Here is a 22,171-nt window from a genome sequence, read left to right as displayed (position 1 = left end):
GAGCGAGACATCTAGAAAGAAACCAGGTTTTTAGCCCGTCTAAACAAGTCCTCTTTATTCGATCGGCCCGAATTCGATTGTCTCAATAAACTCAAAAATCTTGTTCATAATTCCCTCAACTTCAGACTCCAGGGAACCCAATTCATCCCCCTCCTGATAAATTCGCTGACAGCTTACCGTGTAGCAAAAATCGTCAGCAATAAAAGCCATAAGTCCCCGGTAAGCATCCAACCGAGTCAGAGGGCCCTCGTTTTTCTGCACGCTGAGAGTTGCACCGGCAGGCAAATCTAAAACCACGAAATAAGCTTCTTCATCTTCTAAATATTCTGCGTGGAGTAACTTAGAATTGGGAACATTAGCAAGAATTGCCTGAGAAACAAAATTGTCGAGAAAAGACTTGAGATAACCTTCCTCGCCAACCGACTCGATTGTTTCTTCTACTTCACCAAGAACAGGGAAATAATCAATTTTCAGCAAAACGCCAAAGTCGTCTGAAAATGCGACACAGCCTTCTTGGTCATCAATTTTACCGCCTCGTTGATCGTCAACTGGAACGGGAACGCTAAAATTGCCTTCAGGAGATACGTACCATGCCGCATCGAAATCAGACTCTTCGCCCTCTACTTCCGAGTAAGCAGCAATTACATCCTCAATAATTTCCGCAGCTTCCTCATCTTCCACACCTAATGCTTGCTGGAATTCTTGGAGGAAAGCCTCGTGCTTCTGGGATATTTCCCCATCTGCGACAAACATTGCTGCAGTTATTGCAAAAGTATCCAACACTAACTCATCTGGCATGGATTCCCAAGCAGTATTAAATAATGCTCCTAAACCGTCTTGGGCAACAATACCGGCGAGTCTTTGAAACATTGCTGACATATCATCTTCCGAGTATTCAGCAAATATTTCTGATTCCCAAAGTATGCTTTCTAAGATATCAGCATCCGTGTCAGGGGAATTTGCCTCTGCTGCGACAAGTGCTACCGCTGCTACGGATTCTTCTAAAGTCAAGCTTGCTTCGGATTGGTCTTCTGAACTGAATATTTTATCAAACTTGCCCACAGGTTTTGCCCCGCTAGTGTTTAGTTTTGCTATTCATAGCAAATTTATGACACAAAAAGATAGTCGTCAGGGATACATTTACTTTTTGCAAAATCCCGCCAGTCAATGTAGGGTGCGTCTAGCCTTACACCTTTCCACTGGTGAATATCAAATCTCCAATTAATTTACCAAGGACTGCCAATTATTGTGAATCCGGCGCAAAACTTCGGGTGTGAGAAATCTGCATTTGGTACTTGTGCCGATTGAGTAAGGTCGATCGCGCCTGGAGTTCCCCGCAATTGACCGTTTTTAACTAAAATTTGTTTGTGGATCATTGCCAGTTGAGCTTTTCTGAGCGCTTCAGCTTTAATTGGCTGCGATCGCAAATTGCCATAAAAGTCAGTCATCAGCGCTCCCGTGGCTACATCCTTAAGGCTGTAAGGTCGATCGCCCTTAAATCCTATCGTCCTGGACGCATCCAAACCAAAAAAACCGGGTTTTTTGCCATTTTTTCTGTTAGTCAGCCAAATAACACGACTCCCGCGCCCGCAAATCTCAGCTTACAACCGTCAACAGCAGCGACTAATCCAGATAATTTGACAGTAAATTCTGCCTATACTATCCCCGACGATATCTTGCTACATGGCGGTGCAATTCCCAGCATGATGACCTTTAGTGTCGTAGATGATGACATCCTCATCTACGACACTAATAGCTTGTTGGGTTCTCTAACCAGCGCTCAAACTCAGCCAATTATTCCTTTGAACGGCATGACAGTTAATAGTGGGATTTCTCCAAGTGCTAATACCTCTGCCAATGACAACAACCTGTTAATTAATCCGGCTGCAAGTCCCAGCAACCCACTAACAATTAGTGATTCCACTTGCATTCCTAGCTTGAATTAATCACAGAGGGGGGTGAGATAGATCGAATACATAAAAACCCGGTTTATTCAAGCAACTTGGTTTTTCTTTGTGGATACTTTTATTTAATATTAATTCCGGTTGCACTCATAGGTCGGAGACGGCAATGCCGTCTCCCTACCCAAAAAAATCTTGTAGGGAAACGGCACTGCCGTGTCCTGACTTTGGATAACTGAATTAATCACCAATGTAAAATATTGTTACAAATGACTTGACACCAGCAATCAAATCTATTTTCCAATGACTATAATTGGGAAAATCTAATTCTGTCATTGGCAAGTGTTGCAAAGAATCTTAAACCCTTGCAAAACCCCCCTTGAGTGCGTCAGTCCTGACTATAAACAAATCAGAAAATTCCATGCCGAAACTAACTAGAATTTTATTCACTACAGCTTTAACCCTAACTATCTTGTGTTCTCCCACAGCAGCTTTCGCCAAAGCAAAAATTCAGATAGCCATCCTTTTAGATTCTAGTAATAGCATGGATGGACTGATTGACCAGACTCGTACTCAACTTTGGCAAATTGTTAATTTTTTAACTAAAGTAACCAAAGATGGCGAAGTGCCCGAGTTAGAAGTTGCCCTTTACCATTATGGTAATGACAGCTTACCTTCCTCAGAAGGTTTTGTCAGATTATTAACTGGATTTACTCCTGAATTAGATTTAGTTTCCGAAAAGCTATTTAGTATCAAAACCAACGGCGGTCAAGAATATGCTGGCTGGGTAATTCGTTCGGCAATGCAAGAATTAAACTGGAGTAAAAATCAGGAAGATTTTCGCGTGATTTTTATTGCGGGTAATGAACCATTCGATCAAGGCCCAATAGTTTGGAATCAATCTGTCAATCTCGCTGTCAAAGGAGATACCCTCGTTAATACAATTTACTGTGGTTCAGCCGAAAGTCAGGAGCGACAACTTTGGGCATCAGGAGCAGAGTTAGCAAAAGGCAGTAGCTTCAACATTAATCAAAACCAACAAACTGTGGTAATTAAGTCCCCTTACGACGACGAAATTTCTATTTGGAATACTAAACTCAATCAAACCTACATTCCCTACGGTAGAGAAGGAAGAATAGGACAACAACGTCAGGCTGTTGAAGATAGTAATTCTGGCGCCAATTTTGCTTCGCGTAGTGCGTCCAAAGCTTCTGAATACTATGATAATGCTTCTTGGGACTTGCTGGATGCTCTCGAAAACGGCACAGTTAAACTAGAGGCAATATCAGATGATAATTTACCAGAAATCATGCGAGGGATGACGCTAACAGAAAAAAGAGCATATGTAGCTGGAAAGAAAACCGAAAGAGAGGCGATTAAAAAGACGATCCGCGACTTATCTCAAAAGCGTACAGCATATATTGAACAACAGCGGAAATCTAGTACCAATAGTGGCGAAAATACTCTTGATTACGTAATGATTCAGAGTCTCCGCCAGCAATTAGCCGCTAAAGGATTCAAGCTTAATTAAAAGAACGCAGACAAAATTTCATCTGCGTTCATCTGCGTTCATCTGTGTTTATCTGCTAATATGTGCGGTCAAAAAAACGCCCAATCAAACTACTTTGCAGCAGGTAAAGACAACTGAGGCGAAGTTTTAGGATAGCTTCCCTTCTCGGGAATCGCAGCGGGTTCGGAGGAAAGCAAAAATTCGCGAATTAACCTAGCAACTGCTCTTTGAGCTAAACCGCCGACTACTTTCTGCCCCATGTTCTGCACTTCTGGTTTCACCAACAACTGCGGAAGTAGCTGCAATACTTTCATGCCGTCAAAACCCGGAGTTGATTGCAAAATATCCCAAATCCGTTTGATGTGTTCTAGATTGTTTTTTTCTGTTTGTGAAACCACAGGTTGATTTGCCTTGACTCCAAACCATTCGCCGACTACAGATTTGGCGTTAGCAAAGGCGTTGCTGGAAAGTGTGTCGAGACTCTTGACTAATTCCAGGACAATACGATCGCGAATGAAATCTCCCCTTTCGGAAAATAAATATTCTAAAGCTTGGTTCAAGATTTTGCTGATATCGTAATCCTCGCTCTCGCGGGCATTATTGAGCAAGTTTTCTAAGCGGTTCCAGCGGAATTCGCCTTGTTTGAACAGCAAATCTTGCAGGGATGCTCTCAATTCCGGTGCGGGGTCGCTCAACAGCCGTTTTGCAACGTAAGGATAAGCTTTGCTCAACACTTTGAATTCGGGGTCAACGTTGATGGCAATGCCTTCTAAGGTGACGAGCGATCGAATAATCAAAGCATAGTAAGCTGGAACCCGGAAAGGATATTCGTACATTACCGCCGAAAGTTCGTCAGTAATGCTTTTGAAATTGAGTTCGGCAACGCTAGCACCCAAAGCATTGTTAAATACGCCCGCCAAAGCTGGAATAATTGGCGTTAAATCGGTGTCTGGCGTTAAAAACTCCAACTTCACGTAATCTTTTGCTAAACCTTCAAAGTCGCGGTTCACCAAATGCACCACAGCTTCCAACAAGCCGTATCGCTGATAAGGTTTAACTTCGCTCATCATCCCGAAATCGAGATAAGCCAACTGACCGTCAAGAGTCGCCAAAAGATTGCCGGGGTGCGGGTCGGCGTGAAAGAAACCGTGTTCTAGCAGTTGTCTGAGAGAACACTGCACCCCCACTTCAATTAAGTAAGGAGCGTCAATTCCTTGAGCCTTGACTGCTTCTAAATTAGTGAGTTTGACGCCTGTGATCCACTCCATTGTTAAGACTCGGCGGCGGGTATATTCCCAGTAGATGCTGGGAACATAAATGTCTTTGATGTGGCCGTAGAGTTTGGCAAACCGTTCGGCATTTTGTCCTTCGTGGGTGTAGTCCATTTCTTCGTAAATGCGCTCGCCCAACTCGTCCATAATGCTTGCGAGGTCACTGCGAATTATTTTGAAGTTTTTTTGTGCCCAAACTGCAAGACGCCGCAGGATGTAGATATCTAACCCGATGTTTTCGGCTAAACCCGGTCGCTGGACTTTGATTGCGACTGTTTCTCCGGTTTTGAGTTTGCCTTTGTAGACTTGTCCGAGAGAGGCTGCTGCGATCGGATCGGGGCTGATTTCTGCGTAGATGTCTTTGGGGTGGGCGCCCAATTCTTCTTGGATGAATTGATATGCTACTTCGTTCGGAAATGCTGGCAATTGGTCTTGCAGCGTTGTTAGTTCTTCTAAATATACTGGCGGTACTAAGTCGGGCCGTGTTGAGAGTGCTTGTCCGATTTTGATGAAAGCTGGGCCGAGTTGGGCCAGAATTTCTCGCAGTCGGACGGCGCGACGCTTTTGGTTGGTGGCGGTACGACCTGTTTTGCCGTCGAACCACACACTGAAGGCAAAGCTAAAAAATGTCCAAACAACGCTTGACAGCCTTCCCCACACTTGTAGAGGTCGATTTCGGTACAGCGCTGCGATCGCCACTGGATCGTACCGAACAGCATCTCCGGCCAACTCGAAAGCTATGTCTCTGGCTGATTTGAGCCGATCGTCCGTTGCGACCTCGGTCTCTAGTGATACTGGTACTGCTTGCAGGGGAATTGTATTTGCATCTTTGAGATTGCCGAGTACAGCCTGAGTCCCTGAATTTACATAAGTTTGCGGGGAGGCTGGCGATACTGTCTTGACATTCATAAATCAGACCTAGTGTGAAGCATTGTAAATATATTGTAACAATTTAAGGAAGAAGACCCTTCTTCCTTCTTGTATACTTACTCGCCGCTGGATCTTTTGAGTCGATCGCGAATGCCTGACAATTGCGATTGGCTGCTGACGGGCGATCGGGGTTGGGGCATTTCGGTATCGGGCCAGTTCGGTAAGTCGTGACAGGGACAGAACTCCGGGGGCATTCCGGTTGGTTTGAAAACTACGGGCATAGCGCAGCGCGCGCAGCCACTGATTTCCCAAGCTGGTGTCAGCAGTTGGGCAATTGTTTCGTTTGTGCCTTCGAGGTAACAGTCTCCGCTGTCGCGGGAGATGATTTTTTGCCAGCACTCTTCAAATTCCTGGCTGTAGCGATCGCCCGCATTTACCGATTTGGGCAGCAGCGCTTCGGAACCGTTGTAAATTAATACTTTTTTGCCTAACTGAAACCAGTAAGCAATATATTTTCTTACTTCACAATCTGATGCCATAACTTTTAGTCAACCCTTCAACTAATTGATTATTTTAGACTTTTAATTGGAAATTAGCACTCTTTCTTAAGAGACATTTTTTCTTTTACATACTTTCAAACTTTGGCTATTCCTCAGGTCAAATTGTTGGGCTTTTCTCCCTAGGGAGTATGTTTTTTGACTAATTTATGTGACTCTTGAGTTTTCAATCTTAGTTAAAATTCTACCTGATTTTCAGTTAAAATTGTCCGTCGGGAAACCGAGATGTTTTCTCACTTGTCGATCGCGACTCCGGCTGTTAATTTTTCGCTACGGGCGGCAGTGGGGTACCCAGAGCCCTTAGATCCAAGGCGTAACCTCCGGTGGCGAGATAAACATTATCGGCGATCGCCCCGATGTGGCGCACGAGAGTGCCGAGGCGATCGCGAAACAGCCGCCCCGCCGGATAAGCAGGCACAACACCCCATCCGGTTTCTTCCCCTACCAAAATTACATCAGCCGCCGCCGACTTCAAACAGGCTAGCAAATCTTGCTGCGTAGTCGCCCAAACAGCAGCTTCTTGTTCCAAAAGATTTGCCGTCCAAGTTCCCAGGGAATCAATCAACAAGCAATCTGAGGGCTGGCTGGCCCGCACAACTGCCGATAATTCGATCGGCACTTCTAGAGTTGTCCAATCAACTGGACGGCGATTTCGGTGCTGATCGAGGCGACGAAGCCACTCCAAATCCGTTTCATCAACGCGACCGGTAGCCACATAGATTATTTGTTTTCCCGAACCCGCCGCCAGAGTTTCGGCCCATTCACTTTTGCCGCTTCGGGCCGGCCCAGTTACTAAGATTAATTGTCTAGATGTGGTAGGTTCTGAGTTACTCATTAGTCATTAGTCAGCAGTCATTAGTCAGGAGTCACATACAAAGGATTAAACACAATTATCCATTACCAATTACCAATTACCCATTACCCATTACCCATTACCCATTATGATTTAAACGACCAACTACCAAATGCTTTTTAAGCGATAATAGCATTGATGAGACAATATCAGAGTAAGTCGATCGAGAACCCCCGTATTTCCCAAGCTGTTATTTATGCCAGATCATCCTCAGATATCAGCGATTATTTGCACCCACAATCGCGCCGCCTATTTAGGTGGGGCGATCGACAGCTTGCTGGTACAGGATTTTCCCGACAACTTTGAAGTAGTAGTAGTGGATAACGCTTCTAGCGATTATGCAAGCCCCGAAAGTTCGACTTCGCGCACCCGCGAGGTGGTAGAAGCAAGACAGGGCGATCGGCGCCTCAAGTACGTCTGGGAGCCCGAAATCGGTCTGTCAGTAGCCCGCAACACCGGCGCTAAGCAAGCTCGCAGCGAAATATTAGCTTATCTCGACGACGACGCTATTGCTGAGCCGAATTGGCTCAGGGTGCTGCAGGCGGCTTATCAAAGCAATCAAAAACTCGCCGTAGCTGGTGGCAAAGTCAATTTGCTCTGGCCTTCTGGAGTCAGCCCGCCCGAATGGCTGTCACCGGGATTAGCCCAGAACTTGGGGGCATATGATTTAGGCGATACTTGCCTGTACGTCACTGCTGCCGGTTTGACTCCTAGGGGAGTAAACTACTCAATCCGGCGCGCTTTTCTCCAACAAATTGGCGGCTTCGATGTCAAACTCGGTAGAGTCGGCAAAAAGTTGCTGTCAAATGAAGAGTTGCGAACCACAGAATTAGCTTTAGAGTTAGGTTGGCAAGTAGTTTATCTACCGGAGGCCTTGGTGCTTCACCATGTCGCAGCAGAAAGGCTCAACAAAGCTTGGTTTCTAGAGCGCGGGTGGTGGCAAGGCATCAGCGAGTGTTATCGCGAACAATTGTCCGATCGAGCCGGTATTGCTCAGCTTGGGCGGGGGGGTGAAAGAATATTGAGGGGTGTCTGGAAGTCTTTTAAATATATTAGAGATCCAGGGCTGCGCTTTGAAAATTTCGTTTTTGCCTGGGGTCAAATCGGTTATTTGAGCGCAGCCATCCACGGCCAGATTTTTGCACCGAAATCGACCAGCAGGCATTAGGCTATAGGCAATATACCTCGCTGCTCAAGTCGTCGGCGCGGCTGTGCCGATCGCACTTCATCTACCAAAACTCGACCGCATTCAGGTTCAAGCACTCGATTATGACATCTAGTTCATCCAAGATTCCGGTTTCAGTTATCATTCCGGCAAAAGACGAAGAACTTAATCTGCCTGCGTGTCTGGCCAGCATTGCCAGGGCGGATGAAGTTTTCATGGTTGATTCCCAAAGTAGCGATCGCACGGTGGAAATTGCCATCAGCACCGGCGCAAAAGTAGTGCAATTCTACTTCGACAACCGCTGGCCGAAAAAGAAAAATTGGTCTTTGGACAATCTGCCCTTTCGCAACGAATGGGTATTAATTGTCGATTGCGACGAGCGCATTCCCCCAGAACTTTGGGACGAAATCGCGCAGGCGATCGAAGACCCCAATTTTGACGGCTACTACCTCAACCGCAAAGTCTTCTTTTTAGGCCAGTGGCTGCGTTACGGCGGTCGATATCCAGACTGGAATTTGCGTTTGTTCAAGCATCAAAAAGGACGTTACGAAAATCTCGGCACTGAATCCGTCCCCAATACTGGCGACAATGAAGTTCACGAGCACGTCATTTTAGCTGGTCAAGTCGGCTACTTAAAAAATGACATGATCCACGAGGATTACCGCGATTTATTTCACTGGATAGAACGGCACAACCGCTATTCTAATTGGGAAGCTCGTGTTTATTACAATATTATTGAAGGGCGCGACGACAGTGGCACTATTGGCGCTCACCTATTTGGAGATGCCGTACAGCGGAAACGATTTCTCAAAAAAGTTTGGGTGTGGCTACCTTTTAAACCCATGCTCAGATTTATTTTATTTTACTTCATTCAGCTAGGCTTTTTGGATGGAAAAGCTGGCTATATTTATGCAAGGTTATTGAGTCAATATGAGTATCAAATTAATGCAAAACTTTACGAGTTGCGTTGTTGTGGCGGTCAGTTGAATGTGGCAGAATCTCAGCCTACTTTGTCGCCCCCAGTAGTTATCAGTCAGGAGACAGAAGTTAAATTGCCATAAGAGTATCTGTGGTTGAGAACCGATGAAGAGATGTTATTTGATGAGTTCTTCTAGGGATGGAAAAAGCAATTTTTCTGCGCTCACTTTTTCGCAGTCGCAAGGCTGTTGACTTGCGGATATTGCTGATACTTTTCCCAGCAGCAATTGGATGCTTTCGATTAGCAATGGTAGAGTTAATAAAATAATTGATGCTGACACCAGCAAGCTAATCAAGCCGTCAGCCCAATTCCAGTGTAGCCACGCTACGGCGATCGCAGCTAAAATTACTCCAACCGACGAAAAAATGTCTGCGACTGCGTGCAGAAACGCGCTTTTGAGATTCAAGTCGCCGTGACAGCAGGAATGCAAGCAACAAGCATTAATCGAGTTGATGCTTAAACCCACTACGGCGGTAATTAACATCGGCAGCCCTTCTACTTCGGGAGTTGGGGCCTGCAAACGGGCGATCGACTCGGAGGCTATCCACAGGGCGATCGCCACTAAACTGATACTATTAATTAAAGCCGCAATGATTTCTCCTCGTTCAGGGATTGACGATTGTGCGATCGTACAATCTACGGATTTACTTTTGCGTTTGATTGAGGAGTACCAAGTCGCTGTCAAAGTTATTGCTAAAGCTGCTACATCTGAAAAGACGTGACCCGCATCTGCTAATAGGGACAAACTATGAGAATTAAGTGCGGCGATTAACTCTGCTATAAAAAAGCTGCTAAGCAGTACCAATGCTGTTTGTAAAAGTCGCACTTTGCCAATTCTGGGATTTATATTCTCGCATTGTGCGATATCCTTGGCGTTTTCCGAGTCAAAATTGTCCCTAACTAGAAATGTCATGCAGCAGTCCTTAAGGTTAAACTCGATTTTAAATTAAACATTAAATTAACTATCAATGACCGATTATATACCAAATCCGAACCAAGATCCGGAAAATTCGATCGCAAATTTCCCAAATTCTCAAATAAACGATCGTCCAATTAGCGAGAATCACGCAAATACTTTGACAGGCGAATCTTTAGTCGATTTGCGCCGCTACGATCAATCAAAGTTCGATCGAGGAAAGCCTAGTTGGCTAATTTTGGTTTGGTGGTTCGTCCAGGCGATCGCATTTCCTCTCACTCCACACCCTTTTAATCGCATCAGAAGGGGGTTGCTGCGGTTATTTGGAGCAAAAATAGGTCGGGGTGTGATCATTCGCCCCACGGCTCGTTTTACCTATCCTTGGAAAATTGCCATCGGAGACTATAGTTGGATCGGAGATGATGTTGTATTGTACAGTCTCGCTCAAATTGCGATCGGCAAACACTGCGTCATTTCTCAAAAAAGCTACCTCTGCACCGGCACTCATGACCCTCAAGACCCAGCCTTTAGCTTAATAACAGCACCTGTAATCATTAATAACGGTGTTTGGATTGCCGCCGACTGCTTCATTGGCCCTGGTGTAGAAATCGGTGCAAACGCTTTAATCGGAGCTCGCAGCAGCGTCTTTAAAAATATGCCTGCAGGCTTTATTTGCACAGGAACACCTTGTCGTCCCCGCTGTCAGCGAGAAATTAACCAAAGTTCGTAAGAGATATTGCACCGGGAAACTAAGCAGCTTTACAAGCTTGCTGGCGAATAGGAATTTCAATGACGAATTCTATTCCCTTTCCTAATCCCGGCTGGCAGTATAATCGGCCCCCATGCTTTTCAACGATAATTTGGTAACTGATAGATAACCCCAACCCAGTTCCTTTACCGATCGGTTTGGTGGTAAAAAAAGGATCAAATATTTTCGGTTGTAAAGTTTCACCAACTCCTCGACCGTTGTCACTAATATGAATAGCCACCCAATTATCGTCAATTACTTTTGTAGAAATTTGAATGCGGTTCGGGTGTTGTTTGATTTCTGCAAAGGAACGCTGCTGATTAGATTCATCCAAAGCATCAATGGCATTAGAAATAATATTCATGAACACTTGATTTAATTGTCCGGCATGGCATTCTACTGGGGGAAGCTGACCGTACTTTTTTATTATTTCAATCTCAGGATGCTCGGGTTTTGCTTTTAAACGATGATGCAGGATGGTGAGTGTACTATCAATTCCTTCGTGAATATTTACAGCTTTCACCTCTGCCTCATCTAGGCGAGAAAAGATTCGCATAGACTTGACAATCTCCTGGATGCGCTGCGTTCCTAAGTTGATTGAGTTAAGAACTTTTATAAAATCTTCCTCCACAAATTCTAGTTCTATTTCATCCATTGCTGCTTGAATCCGAGGGGTGGGATTTACATAATCTTCTTGATAGAGGTGTATAATTTTTAGTAAGTTATGAGCGTACTCTTGGGCATAACCCAGATTGCCAGAGATGAAATTTATAGGGTTGTTTATTTCATGAGCAATCCCAGCAGCCATTTGCCCTAATCCGGACATTTTCTCACTTTGAATTAACTTAAGTTGCATTTGTTGTAAATCATCATAGGCTTGGCTGACTTCTATAACTTTTTGCTCCAATAAGGTATTTTTTTCCTCTAATTTCTCTGCGAGAACATGAAGCTTTAAATGCAGCTTGACGCGAGCTAATACTTCCTCTTGTTGGAAGGGTTTGGTAATATAATCTACAGCCCCAAGCTTAAACCCCTCAACTTTATTAGCCGTATCCGAGAGCGCAGTCATAAATATAATGGGGATCTGTTTAGTTTCTGGATTAGCTTGTAATCGACGGCAGGTTTCAAATCCATCAATCTCTGGCATCATGACATCTAGTAAGATTAGATCGGGTAGAGCATATTTAACTCGCTCTAGTGCCATTTTTCCAGATTTCGCAACCCGAACCTCAAATCCTTCTTGGCTTAAGGCATCAGATAAGACACCTAAGTTAGCTGAATTGTCATCAACTATCAGAATCGTACCATTTGGTTGAATGTCTAAATTCATAAACCTTACTTGTAGGACTGAATAAACGTTAAAATCTCTTCGTCTTGAAAGTCCTTTGCCATCTGATTTAATCGGTTAGCAAAAGGAATGTATTTGGGATCTATTTCTTCCAGTAATACCGCCTGCTTAACTATTTCTAGGAAATTTCCTTTCATAGCCAGCTCATATAGAATTTCCATTTCTGTAGCAGGCGGGGCAATTAGCTCGTTGGTGTCTGGGGCGATCGCCAGTGGAGCTTCATTGGCTTCGTAAATCCATTCCAAATCAAGATACTGTTGCAATTTTTGCAGGAGCTCTGTTGCCTGAATAGGTTTGGGAATAAAAGTGTTGCCTCCTGCTTCTAAACTTCTGTATTGATCGGTTTCAAATACGCTGGCAGAAGAGACAATAATAACGGTGTCTTTGAAATTTTCCGATTCTCGAACCCGCTTAATCACCTCGAAGCCATCTAGTTCTGGCATTAATAGGTCGGTAACAATTAAATCTGGCTGCACCTCTATAATTTTTTCCCAGCCTTCAAGCCCATCGTTCGCTTCAAACACCTCAAAGCCGATCGGACTGAGCAAATTGTTAATTACCGAACGGTTAGCCCATTTGTCATCAATAACCACAATCTTAGGTTGGCGGTCTTTGATGCCGATAATCTGCCCGTGATGGTCGATTTGAGACGTTTTCACCCATTCATCGGCTTGAGGCAGACTAACATCAAACCAGAAAATACTGCCAACATTCATCTCACTTTGAACCTGAATGGTACTGCCCATTAGTTCTACAATCCTTTGGCTAATTGCCAATCCTAGCCCGGTGCCCTCAGTCTGCCGTTTGCGATCTCCAACCTGCTCGAAGGGCTGAAAGATAGCTTGGAGTTGCTCTTGGGCAATGCCGGTACCTGTATCGCGTACTTCAAAGCGAATTTTTCCTTCTGTTGCAAAACTGACTATAAAAGTAACACTGCCCTGATCCGTAAATTTAATAGCGTTGCTCAAAAGATTAAATAACACTTGTCGCAAGCGTTTTTCATCCGCACGAATACCGATCGGGAGTTCGGTGCTTGATGGAAAATGAAACTGAATTCCCTTAAGTTCCGCTCGGATGCGACACATTTCTGCTACACCTTGCAGGAACGCCGGGAAATGAAAATCCGTGGGCATTAGTTCCACTTTCTGTGCTTCAATCTTCGACAAATCGAGAATATCATTGATTAAGGTCAGTAAATGGGAACCGCACTGATAAATGACATCAATGCGCGATCGCTCTTCTTGATTCAAGACTTTGGAACGCTGAAGAATCTGCGCGTAGCCCATAATGCCATTCAGCGGAGTCCGCAATTCATGGCTCATGTTGGCAAGGAATTCACTTTTAGCCCGACTAGCTGCTTCTGCGGCTTCCTTGGCTTTTGCCATTACGAATTCTGCTTGTTTGCGATCGTGGATATCGATGCAAGTGCCAACCCACTCCCGGATGCTGCCATCTTCATTCAGAATTGGCACCGCTCTAGCTTGGAAATAACGATAGTTTCCATCCGCTCCGCGCATTCGATATTCCATCTCAAACAGGCTTCTCGTTTGCACTGCTTCCATCCACACCTGAACTGTTGGTTCGCGATCGTCCGAGTGGATTGTATCTAACCAGCCAAAACCAACCACCTCTGCTTCGGTTTGTCCGGTATAAGCTCTCATACTCGGTGTATCCTGGCATCTTCCTTCAGCATCCGTTGTCCATACAATTTGGGAAATGGCAAGGATTAGCGAACGATAGCGTTCTTCGCTTTGTTTTATAGTATCTTCCGCTTGTTTGCGATCGTGGATATCGCTGCAAGTGCCAACCCACTCCCGGACGCTGCCCTCTTCATCCAGAATTGGTACCCCTCTAACTTGAAAATAACGATAGTTTCCATCCGCCCCCCGGATTCGATATTCTATGTCATACAGGGTTGTCGTTTGCACTGCTTCCATCCACACCTGATTCGTTCGTTCGCGATCGTCCGGGTGAATTGCATCCAACCAGCCCAAACCAACCACTTCGTCTACAGTTTGTCCGGTGTAAGCTCTCCAACTCGGTAGATCTGGGGATCTTCCTTCAGCATCCGCAGTCCAGGCAATTTGGGATGTGGCAACTATTAGCGAACGATAGCGTTCTTCGCTTTGTTTGATCGCATCTTCGGCTTGTTTGCGATCGTGGATATCAGTACAAGTACCAACCCACTCCCGGATGCTGCCATCTTCATTCAGAATTGGCACCCCTCTACCTTGGAAATAGCGATAGTTTCCATCCGCCCCTCGGATTCGATATTCTATGTCATACAGGGTTTTCGTTTGCACTGCTTCCATCCACACCTGATTCGTTCGTTCGCGATCGTCCGGGTGAATTGTATCTAACCAGCCCAAACCAATTACCTCAGCTACGCTTTGTCCGGTGTAAGCTCTCATAGTTGGTAGATCGGGGCATTGCCCCTCAGCATCCGCTGTCCAGACAATTTGGGATGTGGCAACTATTAGCGATCGATAGCGTTCTTCACTTTGTTTGATAGCATCTTCGGCTTGTTTGCGATCGTGGATATCGGTACAAGTGCCAACCCACTCCCGGACGCTGCCATCTTCATTCAGAATGGGTACCCCTCTAACTTGAAAATAACGATAGTTTCCATCCGCTGCGCGCATTCGATACTGTATTTCATACAGGCTTCTCGTTTGCGCTGCTTCCATCCAAACCTGACTCGTTCGTTCGCGATCGTCTGGGTGAATGACATCTAACCAGCCAAAACCAACCACCTCAGCTTCGGTTTGTCCGGTGTAAGCTCTCATACTCGGTAGATCCGGGCATCTTCCTTCAGCATCCGATACCCAGACAATTTGGGACGTAGCAGCGATTAGCGATCGATAGCGTTCTTCGCTTTGTTTGATCGCATCTTCCGCTTGTTTGCGATCGTGGATATCGCTGCAAGTGCCAACCCACTCCCGGAGGCTGCCATCTTCATTGAGAATTGGCACCCCTCTAGCTTGAAAATAACGATAGTTTCCATCCGCTCCCCGGATTCGATATTCTATGTCATACAGGCTGTTCGTTTGCGCTGCTTCCATCCAGACCTGATACGCTCGTTCCCGATCGTCCGGGTGAATTGCATCTAACCAGCCCAAACCAATTACCTCAGCTTCGGTTTGTCCCGTGTAAGCTCTCCAACTCGGTAGATCCGGGGATCTTCCTTCAGCATCCGCTGTCCAGGCAATTTGGGATGTGGCAAGGATTAGCGAACGATAGCGTTCTTCGCTTTGTTTTAAAGCATCTTCCGCTTGTTTGCGATCGTGGATATCGCTACAAGTGCCAATCCACTCCAGGAGGCTGCCATCTTCATCTAGAATTGGTACCCCTCTAAGTTGAAAATAACGATAGTTCCCATCCGCTCCCCGGATTCGATATTGTACGTCATACAGGGTTTTCGTGTGTACTGCTTCCATCCACACCTGAGTCGTTCGTTCGCGATCGTCCGGGTGAATTGCATCTAACCAGCCAAAACCATCAGCCATCTCAGCTTGGGTTTGGCCGGTGTAAGCTCTCCAACCCGGTTGATCCACGCATCTTCCTTCAGCATCCGCAGTCCAGACAAGTTGGGACGTAGCAGCGATTAGCGAACGATAGCGTCCTTCGCTTTGTTTGATAGCATCTTCGGCTTGTTTGCGATCGCTAATGTCATTATTAATTTCGAGTTGGGCACAAGGCTTTCCTTCGCCGTCGCGCTGTAATGTCCAGCGACTTGCCACAATAATATGCCGACCATCGCGGGTAGTGTGGTGCAGTTCTCCTTCCCAACTCCCCTGCTGGAAAAACTCTGCCAATATGGTTTCTAATGGTTGAGGGAAGACGGTTTCCAAGAATGTGTGAATGTACTGCCCGACTACTTCCGCTTTTGTCCAACCATAGAGCTTTTCTGCACCTTGGTTCCAATAGATGATGCGGTCATCCATGTCCCGAATAATGATACTATCGCTGGCTAAGTCGAGTATTTCTAGGGTTTGGCGGAGTGTTTGCTCGACTTTTTTGCGATCGCTAATATCTCGTGTTATGCCGATGATGCCTAAAATATTGCCCTGATTATCCCGCCAAGGAGCCTTGGTAGTGAAAAAGGTTCTAGTGGCTTCAGAATGAGAAAAGATATCTTCCTCGTAAGTGTCAATGATTCCGGCTGCCATGATTTGGCGATCTTTTGCCATAACTTCACGGCCAATGTCAGGCGGCAGTATTTCCAAATCATTTTTGCCGATAACTTCTTTAATTGGCTTGCCAAAGAAGTTTGCCAAATTGGAGTTAAGGGCAACATAACGCCCTTCCCGGTCTTTAACGAGAATGAAGTCGGGTGTATTTTCCAGAATAGAGTTTAGCAGTGCGTTGCGATCGCGCAACTCTGCTTCCATTTGTTTGCGATCGGCAATGTTTCGTGCTATGGCGATAAGGCCGATAATATTGCCCTGAGCGTCCCGCCAAGGGGCTTTTGTGGTTAAAAAAGAAATGCTCTCCTTACCATTAGAAACATCTTCTTCGTAGCTTTCAGTAGTGCCTGCTTCCATGATATCGCGGTCTTTTGCCATTATTGCAACGGCGGCCTCCGGGGGAAGGAGTTCCGAATCATCTTTACCCAGGATCTCCTCAATGGTTTTACCGTAAAAGGATTTTGCCACGTCGGAATTAAGGGCAACATATCGGCCTTCCCGATCTTTAACAACAATTATGTCTGGCGTACTTTCCAAAATAGAGCTCAGCAAGACGTTGCGATCGCGCAGCGCAGCTTGCTGTTGGCGCAGAGCTTCTTCAGCTTGTTTGCGATCGGTAATATCTGTACTAGCCCCAACCCATTCCCGAATTGAACCATCCGCGTTCAGAATTGGTACACCACGACAACTCATGTAGCGATATTCCCCGTCATAGCGACGCATACGGAATTCAGATTCATAGAACGATCGATTGGCAACAGCAGTTAACCAGGCAGTTGTAATAGACGAGCGATCGTCTGGATGGATAGCGTTGCTCCCACCCCTTCCCTTGTAATCATCAAATGTCTGTCCTGTAAATGCACTCCAAGTAGGTTGCTCGATCGCCATTTCGCCGTCGGCATTGCAGATCCAAATAATTTGAGCGCTGGCTTCGATCAAAGAACGAAATCGTTCTTCACTTTGTTTGAGGACATCTTCTGCGGTTTTGCGATCGCGAATATCCCGCGTAATAGTGGCAATCCCTACGGGTTCATTAGTCTCTGGATGTTTAATCAGAAATAGGGTGTAATCTACCAGGATGGGTTGACCTGTCACGAAATTTCTGAAGCGGAAATCACTCCGCCAACTTCCCTCTTGCATTATTGCAGGCATAATAGACTGCTGTACGAAGTCCAAATCTTCTGCCATGAAGAAGTCGGTAATGTGTTTGGTTCTGGCTTCGTCCAAACTACTGAGTCCCACCAAATCCAGACCAGCCTGATTCACGAGTATAGGGCGACCATCCATTGAGGCGACGCCAATAAAGTCACGGCTGTTCTCGATCGTTGTAGCGAGCAATTGCCGTTCTTCCTCTGCTTTTTGGCGATCGCGAATATCCCGCGCAATAGTGGAAATAAACTCGACTTCACCCGCTTCGGTTTTGTGGACGATCAAAACCTGGGAGACTGGAACTTCTTGCCCATCGCGTGACAAAAATAGGATTTCACCAGCCCACCTACCATCTCGCAAGGCGGTTGGAAAGGCTTCGTTGTGGAATTTTGCCCTTACCGAGGGAGCTAACACAGAATCTATACTAAACGAAGAGCGTGCTTCTTCTGGGGACATCCCCAGCAATTTCTGTCCGGCTTTGTTGACGTAGACGTTATGCCCCGTCGCATCCGCAACTCCTACTAAGTCGGAAGTTGCTTCCAAAATTGCCGTCAGTCGTGCCTGCTTTTGTTCTGCCCGCTTGCGAGCGGTAATTTCAATTACAATCCCACCAAGACCAAAAACGATGCCATTTTCATCCAACAAAGGATAGTAAGATGCTTGCCAGTAGCGCAGGATACCCGGTTCTTTCGGCGTTTCACCTACTAATTCATAGTCGAGAATTGGCTTGCCCGTATCCAGAATGCCTTGCAGCATTGGTTCCACCGTCGGAGCTAATTCTGGCAGCACTTCACGCACTGACCTACCAATATGGTCTGCCACACAAACCCCATTCATCTGGGCCAGAACTTCGTTAATTTGGACATAGCGGAGTTGCTGGTCAAAAATCAGCAGTCCGGCGTTAGCACCTGCAAAAAAAGCGTCGAAGTGAGCCTGTCGCAATGCCTGTGCTGTTGTGCTCTCTTGCTGTGGCGGGTTTTTATCTGGTGGGAATTTGCTCATGTTAAATCGTGCATTTCAGCTATAATTCTAGAACTTCTTTCCTATTGCGCGATCGCAAGGTTTTCGTTTTCTCCTATTTGGGCACTTAATAAAACGTTCAGTAGGGCGACCATTCGGTTTTCAATCGGCGATATATGTATCCCTTGCGACAATATTTCCGTTAATTCTTCGGATGTATCGCCAAGCAGTTCTATTGCTCATCAATTCTATTCCTAATCAATCCTATTGGTAGAACATTGGTGACAACATAAGCTAGGGAAGCGTTTGTCAATCAGCAATTATGCTCAGCATTTACTCAGGCTTTGGGTGGAGAACTTAGATTTGGGCGATCGAGGAATCACGGCGCGCGCCCTATTTATGCCCAGTCACCCCTAAATCTAAGTTTTCCACTCCTCAACAAGCAGTATTTTCAGTAATTTTACTGATTGACAAATGCAATTAAGTTTTAATTTGTCTGCAATGTCGCTAGAATGCCAAGTATTATGGGAACGTTCTCAATTTTAGCTATATCCGTTAAATTTTCACTTAGATATTCTTAGATATACAGAATAGAGACGCAACTGGCACAGTGATAGCAATATCTCTCCTACCAGTTAAACTCATTGTAATACTAGGATATTTGAGTTGTCCACTTAAATAGTCATTGAATAATTCCTGCTTAAGTTTATAACGGAACCTCAACAACAAATCAGCGAAAAGTATGATAAAATCCCAGAGTGTTAACGTTGACTAAAGTTAGTAGAGGGTTCGCCTGAATAATAGATGATTCCGCTAGTGCGAAAAAGTGGCACACTAACCGCAGGCAGGGGAAGACAATATATCCGAATATCCGAGAAATTGGCAATACGGATAACGGCTTAGTCTGAATAACGACATATTTATGTAAGAAATTAAGTTTTTTACGATCGTAAAAACACATTAATTTTTCGTAATAACGACTGTCTGCATTAGGTTTTATACGAAAAAGTAAAAAATTTATTCCTTACTCTCATCTGCTTAACAACTTAAAAAAACATTACTTTCTGGATTTAACTTGAATACAATACCCGAAGAATTATTGCTTAAAATTACCCAAGTTTTTACAGCGACCCTATTTAAAATAGGTGAAAACCCTGTATCGCTGCAGTCACTTGGGGAACTGATTGTATTGTTCATGGCTATCCTTGTCATAGCACGCTCTTTTACGAACTTTCTTAAGGAAAACTTGCTTGTTAAACTGGGAATTGACGAGGGGAACCGGGAAGCTATCGCAGTTATTATTGGGTATTTAATAGTAGCTTTGGGGGTGATAGTCGCCATCCAAAGCATCGGCTTTAACCTCGCTTCTTTTGCAGTAGTTGCGGGGGGGCTGGGAGTTGGAATTGGCTTTGGCATCCAAGATTTAACAACTAATTTTGTCAGCGGCTTAACGCTGCTTTTAGACAGACCCGTGAAAGTCGGAGACTTTGTGGAATTAGAAGGATTAATGGGAATCGTCAAAAAAATCTCGATTCGATCGACCATCCTCCAAACCACCGAGGACTCCAGCGTCATAGTTCCCAACAGCAACATGATTAGCAACAAAATTGTTAACTGGAGTTACGAAAACTCCCTACTCTGTCTGCGAGTTCCCGTAGAAGTAGCGGAGAATAGTAACCCGCTGTTAGTGACAGAAACTCTGTTAAATATTGCTTACGCGGAAGCGGGAGTTTTATACGAACCGAATCCGAAAGTATTGTTTGTCGAGTTTGGTGATGATAGTTTTAAATTTGAACTTTTAGTTTGGACGGATAGGCCGATTGAAAGAGAAGTAATTAAAAGTTCTTTGAATTTTGCCATTGAATACAATTTCCGCCAGCATAAAATCGACTTCCCCTTCAATAATAGAGAAATTTATTTGAAAAATCCCGAAGTTCTGTTGTCAATGCTCAACCCAAAAGAAACTGCAATTGACATCAGGAATACTTCCTCTGAAAAAAAGCAAAAAATGCCTATTTTTGGAGACGAAATGAAAAAGCTATCGTCCCTTAGCTGTTTGCTGCGAGAGGTAGAATACTTTGAAAATCTGACGGATCTTGAATTGCGGCAATTGATTGAAGTTGGATACCGCAAACGGCTGCGACCGCAAGAATATTTGTTTCATGAAAACGACCCAGGAGATGCTTTTTACATGATTCTTTCAGGTTCAGTAGAAGTTTTTGTAGAAGCTATTGACAAACACCTGAATAACCTGGGTACGGGTCAGTTTTTTGGGGAACTTTCTTTGATGTTGGGAATCCCCAGAACTGCTTCAGTGAGAGCTTTGGAAGAAACAATTTTGTTTGCTATCAATAAAGAAGGTTTCCAAAAAGTTTTAACTGAACGACCTGATTTATCGGAACAGATTATTAAAGAAATAGTCAAACACAAAGAAGAACTAAGCGAAAGACAGGAATTATTGCGAGAAATGGAATTAGTAGATGCAGCAGAAGAGGAGGAAAATCCTGTAGAATGGGTGAGAAAACGGTTAAAAAATCTATTTAGTGTTTGAAATAACTTCTATGACGCGATTTATTCACCATCTCTTTGCCAAAGAATACCTGGAGGAATTGCTGTCGCCGCTCGGAACGGTTAATATCGGCCGCGATGTGACTTCCGAAGTCCGAGAAATAGATGTTTATTTTACTCCCAGAACCGCAATTCCCGAATACTCAGAAACCCTGGGATTGTTGGGAAAAATGGCTAACACAACTGCAATTTTTGAACCGTTTCGCAATCCTGCCAACGTCAGCGAAATTTGTAGCTGTCTGGGCAAGTTATTGGACGTGCGAGGTGAGTTAGAGCGAAAATTTAGGAGAGAAAATACTCGCTATGATGACGCTCAGTTACCCAAACTGTGGATTTTGAGGCCCACAGCATCGAAAGCATTGGTAGATAGCTTTAATGCGATACCAGACACAGAGAATTGGATGCAGGGAATCTATTTTTTGGGTGAATCTTTGCGAACTGCAATTGTGGCGATTCACCAGTTGCCAGAAACTCCAGAAACTCTGTGGTTGAGGATTTTGGGCAAAGGGGGAGTGCAGCAAAGGGCTATTTCCCAATTAAGCGCTTTAGCTGCCGACGATCCGTTGCGGATTATCGCGCTAGAATTGCTGTATCGGTTACAGTCAAATTTAGTAACCGATGCGCCACAAGAATTAGAGCCAGAAGAGCGGGAGTTAATTATGGCCATTGCACCACTTTTTCAACAACAAATACAAGCAGCACAGCAACAAGCTAGAGAAGAAGGACTAGAACAAGGAATAGAACGAGGGCTAGAACAAGGGCTAGAACAAGGACTAGAACGAGGCAGACAAGAACAACAACGCTTAATTTTAGAAAACTTTCTGCGAGTTAGATTTGGAGAATTAAGCCCCAAAATGACTGTTTTTCTATCTCCAATATCCAAGTTGGCGGCGGCAGAATTTACAGTGCTGTTGCTGGCAATCTCGATGCTGACCGTTGATGAAGCTGGGCGGGAAGCAGCGGTTAAATTGTTAGCTGAAAGTGCGTTGCAAATGCGATCGCCTGAAGTGGGCGATCTTCTGCCTACAGCCGTTACTAATTTATTGGCATTGCCTGTGGCAGAATTGACCTTGTTTGTAGAACAACTGCCACAGTTATCGGCTCAGGAATTGAGGGACAGGTTAGGAAAAACACCTGACTAAAACCTGCGATCGCAGCCATAAAGGGATCTCGCTCTTTATGGCTGCGA

General features: G+C 44.9%; 15 protein-coding genes. 7 read left to right on the top strand and 8 right to left on the bottom strand.

From position 1 onward, the window contains the following. Window positions 1-54: 54 nt before the first annotated feature. A complete protein-coding gene (locus QUA62_RS20650) occupies window positions 55-1,062 on the bottom strand; it encodes a tellurite resistance TerB family protein (protein WP_333290014.1) in 1,008 nt (335 codons plus the stop codon). Window positions 1,063-1,226: 164 nt separating this feature from the next. After that, window positions 1,227-1,523: a CHAT domain-containing protein gene (locus tag QUA62_RS20645; protein ID WP_333406319.1), complete on the bottom strand. Its 297-nt coding sequence runs from the start codon at window positions 1,521-1,523 to the stop codon at window positions 1,227-1,229. 114 nt (window positions 1,524-1,637) lie between these two features. On the opposite strand from QUA62_RS20645, the gene QUA62_RS20640 reads away from it, so the two are divergent. Together QUA62_RS20640 and QUA62_RS20635 are read left to right on the top strand one after the other, a co-directional pair. Continuing rightward, a complete protein-coding gene (locus tag QUA62_RS20640) occupies window positions 1,638-1,946 on the top strand; it encodes a hypothetical protein (RefSeq protein ID WP_333406318.1) in 309 nt (102 codons plus the stop codon). 376 nt (window positions 1,947-2,322) lie between these two features. Further along, window positions 2,323-3,432, top strand: a complete 1,110-nt coding sequence (locus QUA62_RS20635; protein ID WP_333406316.1) for a hypothetical protein — start codon at window positions 2,323-2,325, stop codon at window positions 3,430-3,432. Between the two features lie 89 nt (window positions 3,433-3,521). On the opposite strand, the gene QUA62_RS20630 is transcribed toward QUA62_RS20635, so the two are convergent. The 3 genes from QUA62_RS20630 to cobU all read right to left on the bottom strand — a co-directional run bounded on the left by QUA62_RS20630 (window position 3,522) and on the right by cobU (window position 6,944). Further along, entirely contained in the window at window positions 3,522-5,591 is a 2,070-nt protein-coding gene (locus tag QUA62_RS20630) for an AarF/ABC1/UbiB kinase family protein (RefSeq protein WP_333406314.1), read from the bottom strand. A gap of 77 nt (window positions 5,592-5,668) precedes the next feature. After that, window positions 5,669-6,091, bottom strand: coding sequence for a hypothetical protein (locus tag QUA62_RS20625; protein ID WP_333284154.1), 423 nt, complete (start codon window positions 6,089-6,091; stop codon window positions 5,669-5,671). 277 nt (window positions 6,092-6,368) lie between these two features. After that, the gene (gene cobU / locus QUA62_RS20620) at window positions 6,369-6,944 is read right to left on the bottom strand and encodes a bifunctional adenosylcobinamide kinase/adenosylcobinamide-phosphate guanylyltransferase (RefSeq protein WP_333406312.1); all 576 of its coding nucleotides are present in this window, start codon (window positions 6,942-6,944) and stop codon (window positions 6,369-6,371) included. 214 nt (window positions 6,945-7,158) lie between these two features. Between cobU and QUA62_RS20615 the strand changes: the two genes are divergently transcribed. Continuing rightward, window positions 7,159-8,130 carry a glycosyltransferase gene (locus QUA62_RS20615; RefSeq protein WP_333406310.1) on the top strand — a complete coding sequence of 324 codons (972 nt, stop codon included), beginning with the start codon at window positions 7,159-7,161 and terminating at the stop codon, window positions 8,128-8,130. A gap of 101 nt (window positions 8,131-8,231) precedes the next feature. Beyond that, complete coding sequence (locus tag QUA62_RS20610; RefSeq protein ID WP_333284160.1) at window positions 8,232-9,188, top strand: glycosyltransferase family 2 protein; 957 nt, start codon at window positions 8,232-8,234, stop codon at window positions 9,186-9,188. A 33-nt stretch (window positions 9,189-9,221) separates the two neighbouring features. Here QUA62_RS20610 and QUA62_RS20605 read toward each other — a convergent pair whose 3' ends face one another. After that, complete coding sequence (locus QUA62_RS20605; RefSeq protein ID WP_333406308.1) at window positions 9,222-10,019, bottom strand: cation diffusion facilitator family transporter; 798 nt, start codon at window positions 10,017-10,019, stop codon at window positions 9,222-9,224. Window positions 10,020-10,074: 55 nt separating this feature from the next. Here QUA62_RS20605 and hpsU point away from each other — a divergent pair, with 55 nt between their 5' ends. Beyond that, on the top strand, window positions 10,075-10,752 hold the full coding sequence (hpsU, locus tag QUA62_RS20600; protein WP_333406306.1) for a hormogonium polysaccharide biosynthesis acetyltransferase HpsU: 678 nt from the start codon (window positions 10,075-10,077) through the stop codon (window positions 10,750-10,752). 19 nt (window positions 10,753-10,771) lie between these two features. Here hpsU and QUA62_RS20595 read toward each other — a convergent pair whose 3' ends face one another. After that, window positions 10,772-12,100, bottom strand: coding sequence for a response regulator (locus QUA62_RS20595; RefSeq protein WP_333284166.1), 1,329 nt, complete (start codon window positions 12,098-12,100; stop codon window positions 10,772-10,774). Window positions 12,101-12,105: 5 nt separating this feature from the next. Next, window positions 12,106-18,456: a PAS domain S-box protein gene (locus QUA62_RS20590; RefSeq protein ID WP_333406304.1), complete on the bottom strand. Its 6,351-nt coding sequence runs from the start codon at window positions 18,454-18,456 to the stop codon at window positions 12,106-12,108. Window positions 18,457-19,609: 1,153 nt separating this feature from the next. On the opposite strand from QUA62_RS20590, the gene QUA62_RS20585 reads away from it, so the two are divergent. Then, entirely contained in the window at window positions 19,610-20,965 is a 1,356-nt protein-coding gene (locus QUA62_RS20585) for a mechanosensitive ion channel domain-containing protein (RefSeq protein ID WP_333406302.1), read from the top strand. Window positions 20,966-20,975: 10 nt separating this feature from the next. Next, the gene (locus QUA62_RS20580) at window positions 20,976-22,124 is read left to right on the top strand and encodes a flagellar assembly protein H (protein ID WP_333406300.1); all 1,149 of its coding nucleotides are present in this window, start codon (window positions 20,976-20,978) and stop codon (window positions 22,122-22,124) included. Window positions 22,125-22,171 lie beyond the last annotated feature (47 nt).

Source organism: Microcoleus sp. MON1_C1 (assembly GCF_036701945.1).
Taxonomy (GTDB): domain Bacteria; phylum Cyanobacteriota; class Cyanobacteriia; order Cyanobacteriales; family Microcoleaceae; genus Microcoleus.
Note: the sequence above shows the minus strand (reverse complement) of the source record. Positions and strands in the feature narration are given on the sequence as shown.

Bases quoted from the DNA above. Each gene is read 5' to 3' on its own strand.
- QUA62_RS20635 (WP_333406316.1), top strand. From the start codon at position 2,323: ATGCCGAAACTAACTAGAATTTTATTCACTACAGCTTTAACCCTAACT.
- QUA62_RS20630 (WP_333406314.1), bottom strand. From the start codon at position 5,591: ATGAATGTCAAGACAGTATCGCCAGCCTCCCCGCAAACTTATGTAAAT.
- QUA62_RS20625 (WP_333284154.1), bottom strand. From the start codon at position 6,091: ATGGCATCAGATTGTGAAGTAAGAAAATATATTGCTTACTGGTTTCAG.
- cobU (WP_333406312.1), bottom strand. From the start codon at position 6,944: ATGAGTAACTCAGAACCTACCACATCTAGACAATTAATCTTAGTAACT.
- QUA62_RS20615 (WP_333406310.1), top strand. From the start codon at position 7,159: ATGCCAGATCATCCTCAGATATCAGCGATTATTTGCACCCACAATCGC.
- QUA62_RS20610 (WP_333284160.1), top strand. From the start codon at position 8,232: ATGACATCTAGTTCATCCAAGATTCCGGTTTCAGTTATCATTCCGGCA.
- QUA62_RS20605 (WP_333406308.1), bottom strand. From the start codon at position 10,019: ATGACATTTCTAGTTAGGGACAATTTTGACTCGGAAAACGCCAAGGAT.
- hpsU (WP_333406306.1), top strand. From the start codon at position 10,075: ATGACCGATTATATACCAAATCCGAACCAAGATCCGGAAAATTCGATC.
- QUA62_RS20595 (WP_333284166.1), bottom strand. From the start codon at position 12,100: ATGAATTTAGACATTCAACCAAATGGTACGATTCTGATAGTTGATGAC.
- QUA62_RS20590 (WP_333406304.1), bottom strand. From the start codon at position 18,456: ATGAGCAAATTCCCACCAGATAAAAACCCGCCACAGCAAGAGAGCACA.
- QUA62_RS20585 (WP_333406302.1), top strand. From the start codon at position 19,610: ATGGCTATCCTTGTCATAGCACGCTCTTTTACGAACTTTCTTAAGGAA.
- QUA62_RS20580 (WP_333406300.1), top strand. From the start codon at position 20,976: ATGACGCGATTTATTCACCATCTCTTTGCCAAAGAATACCTGGAGGAA.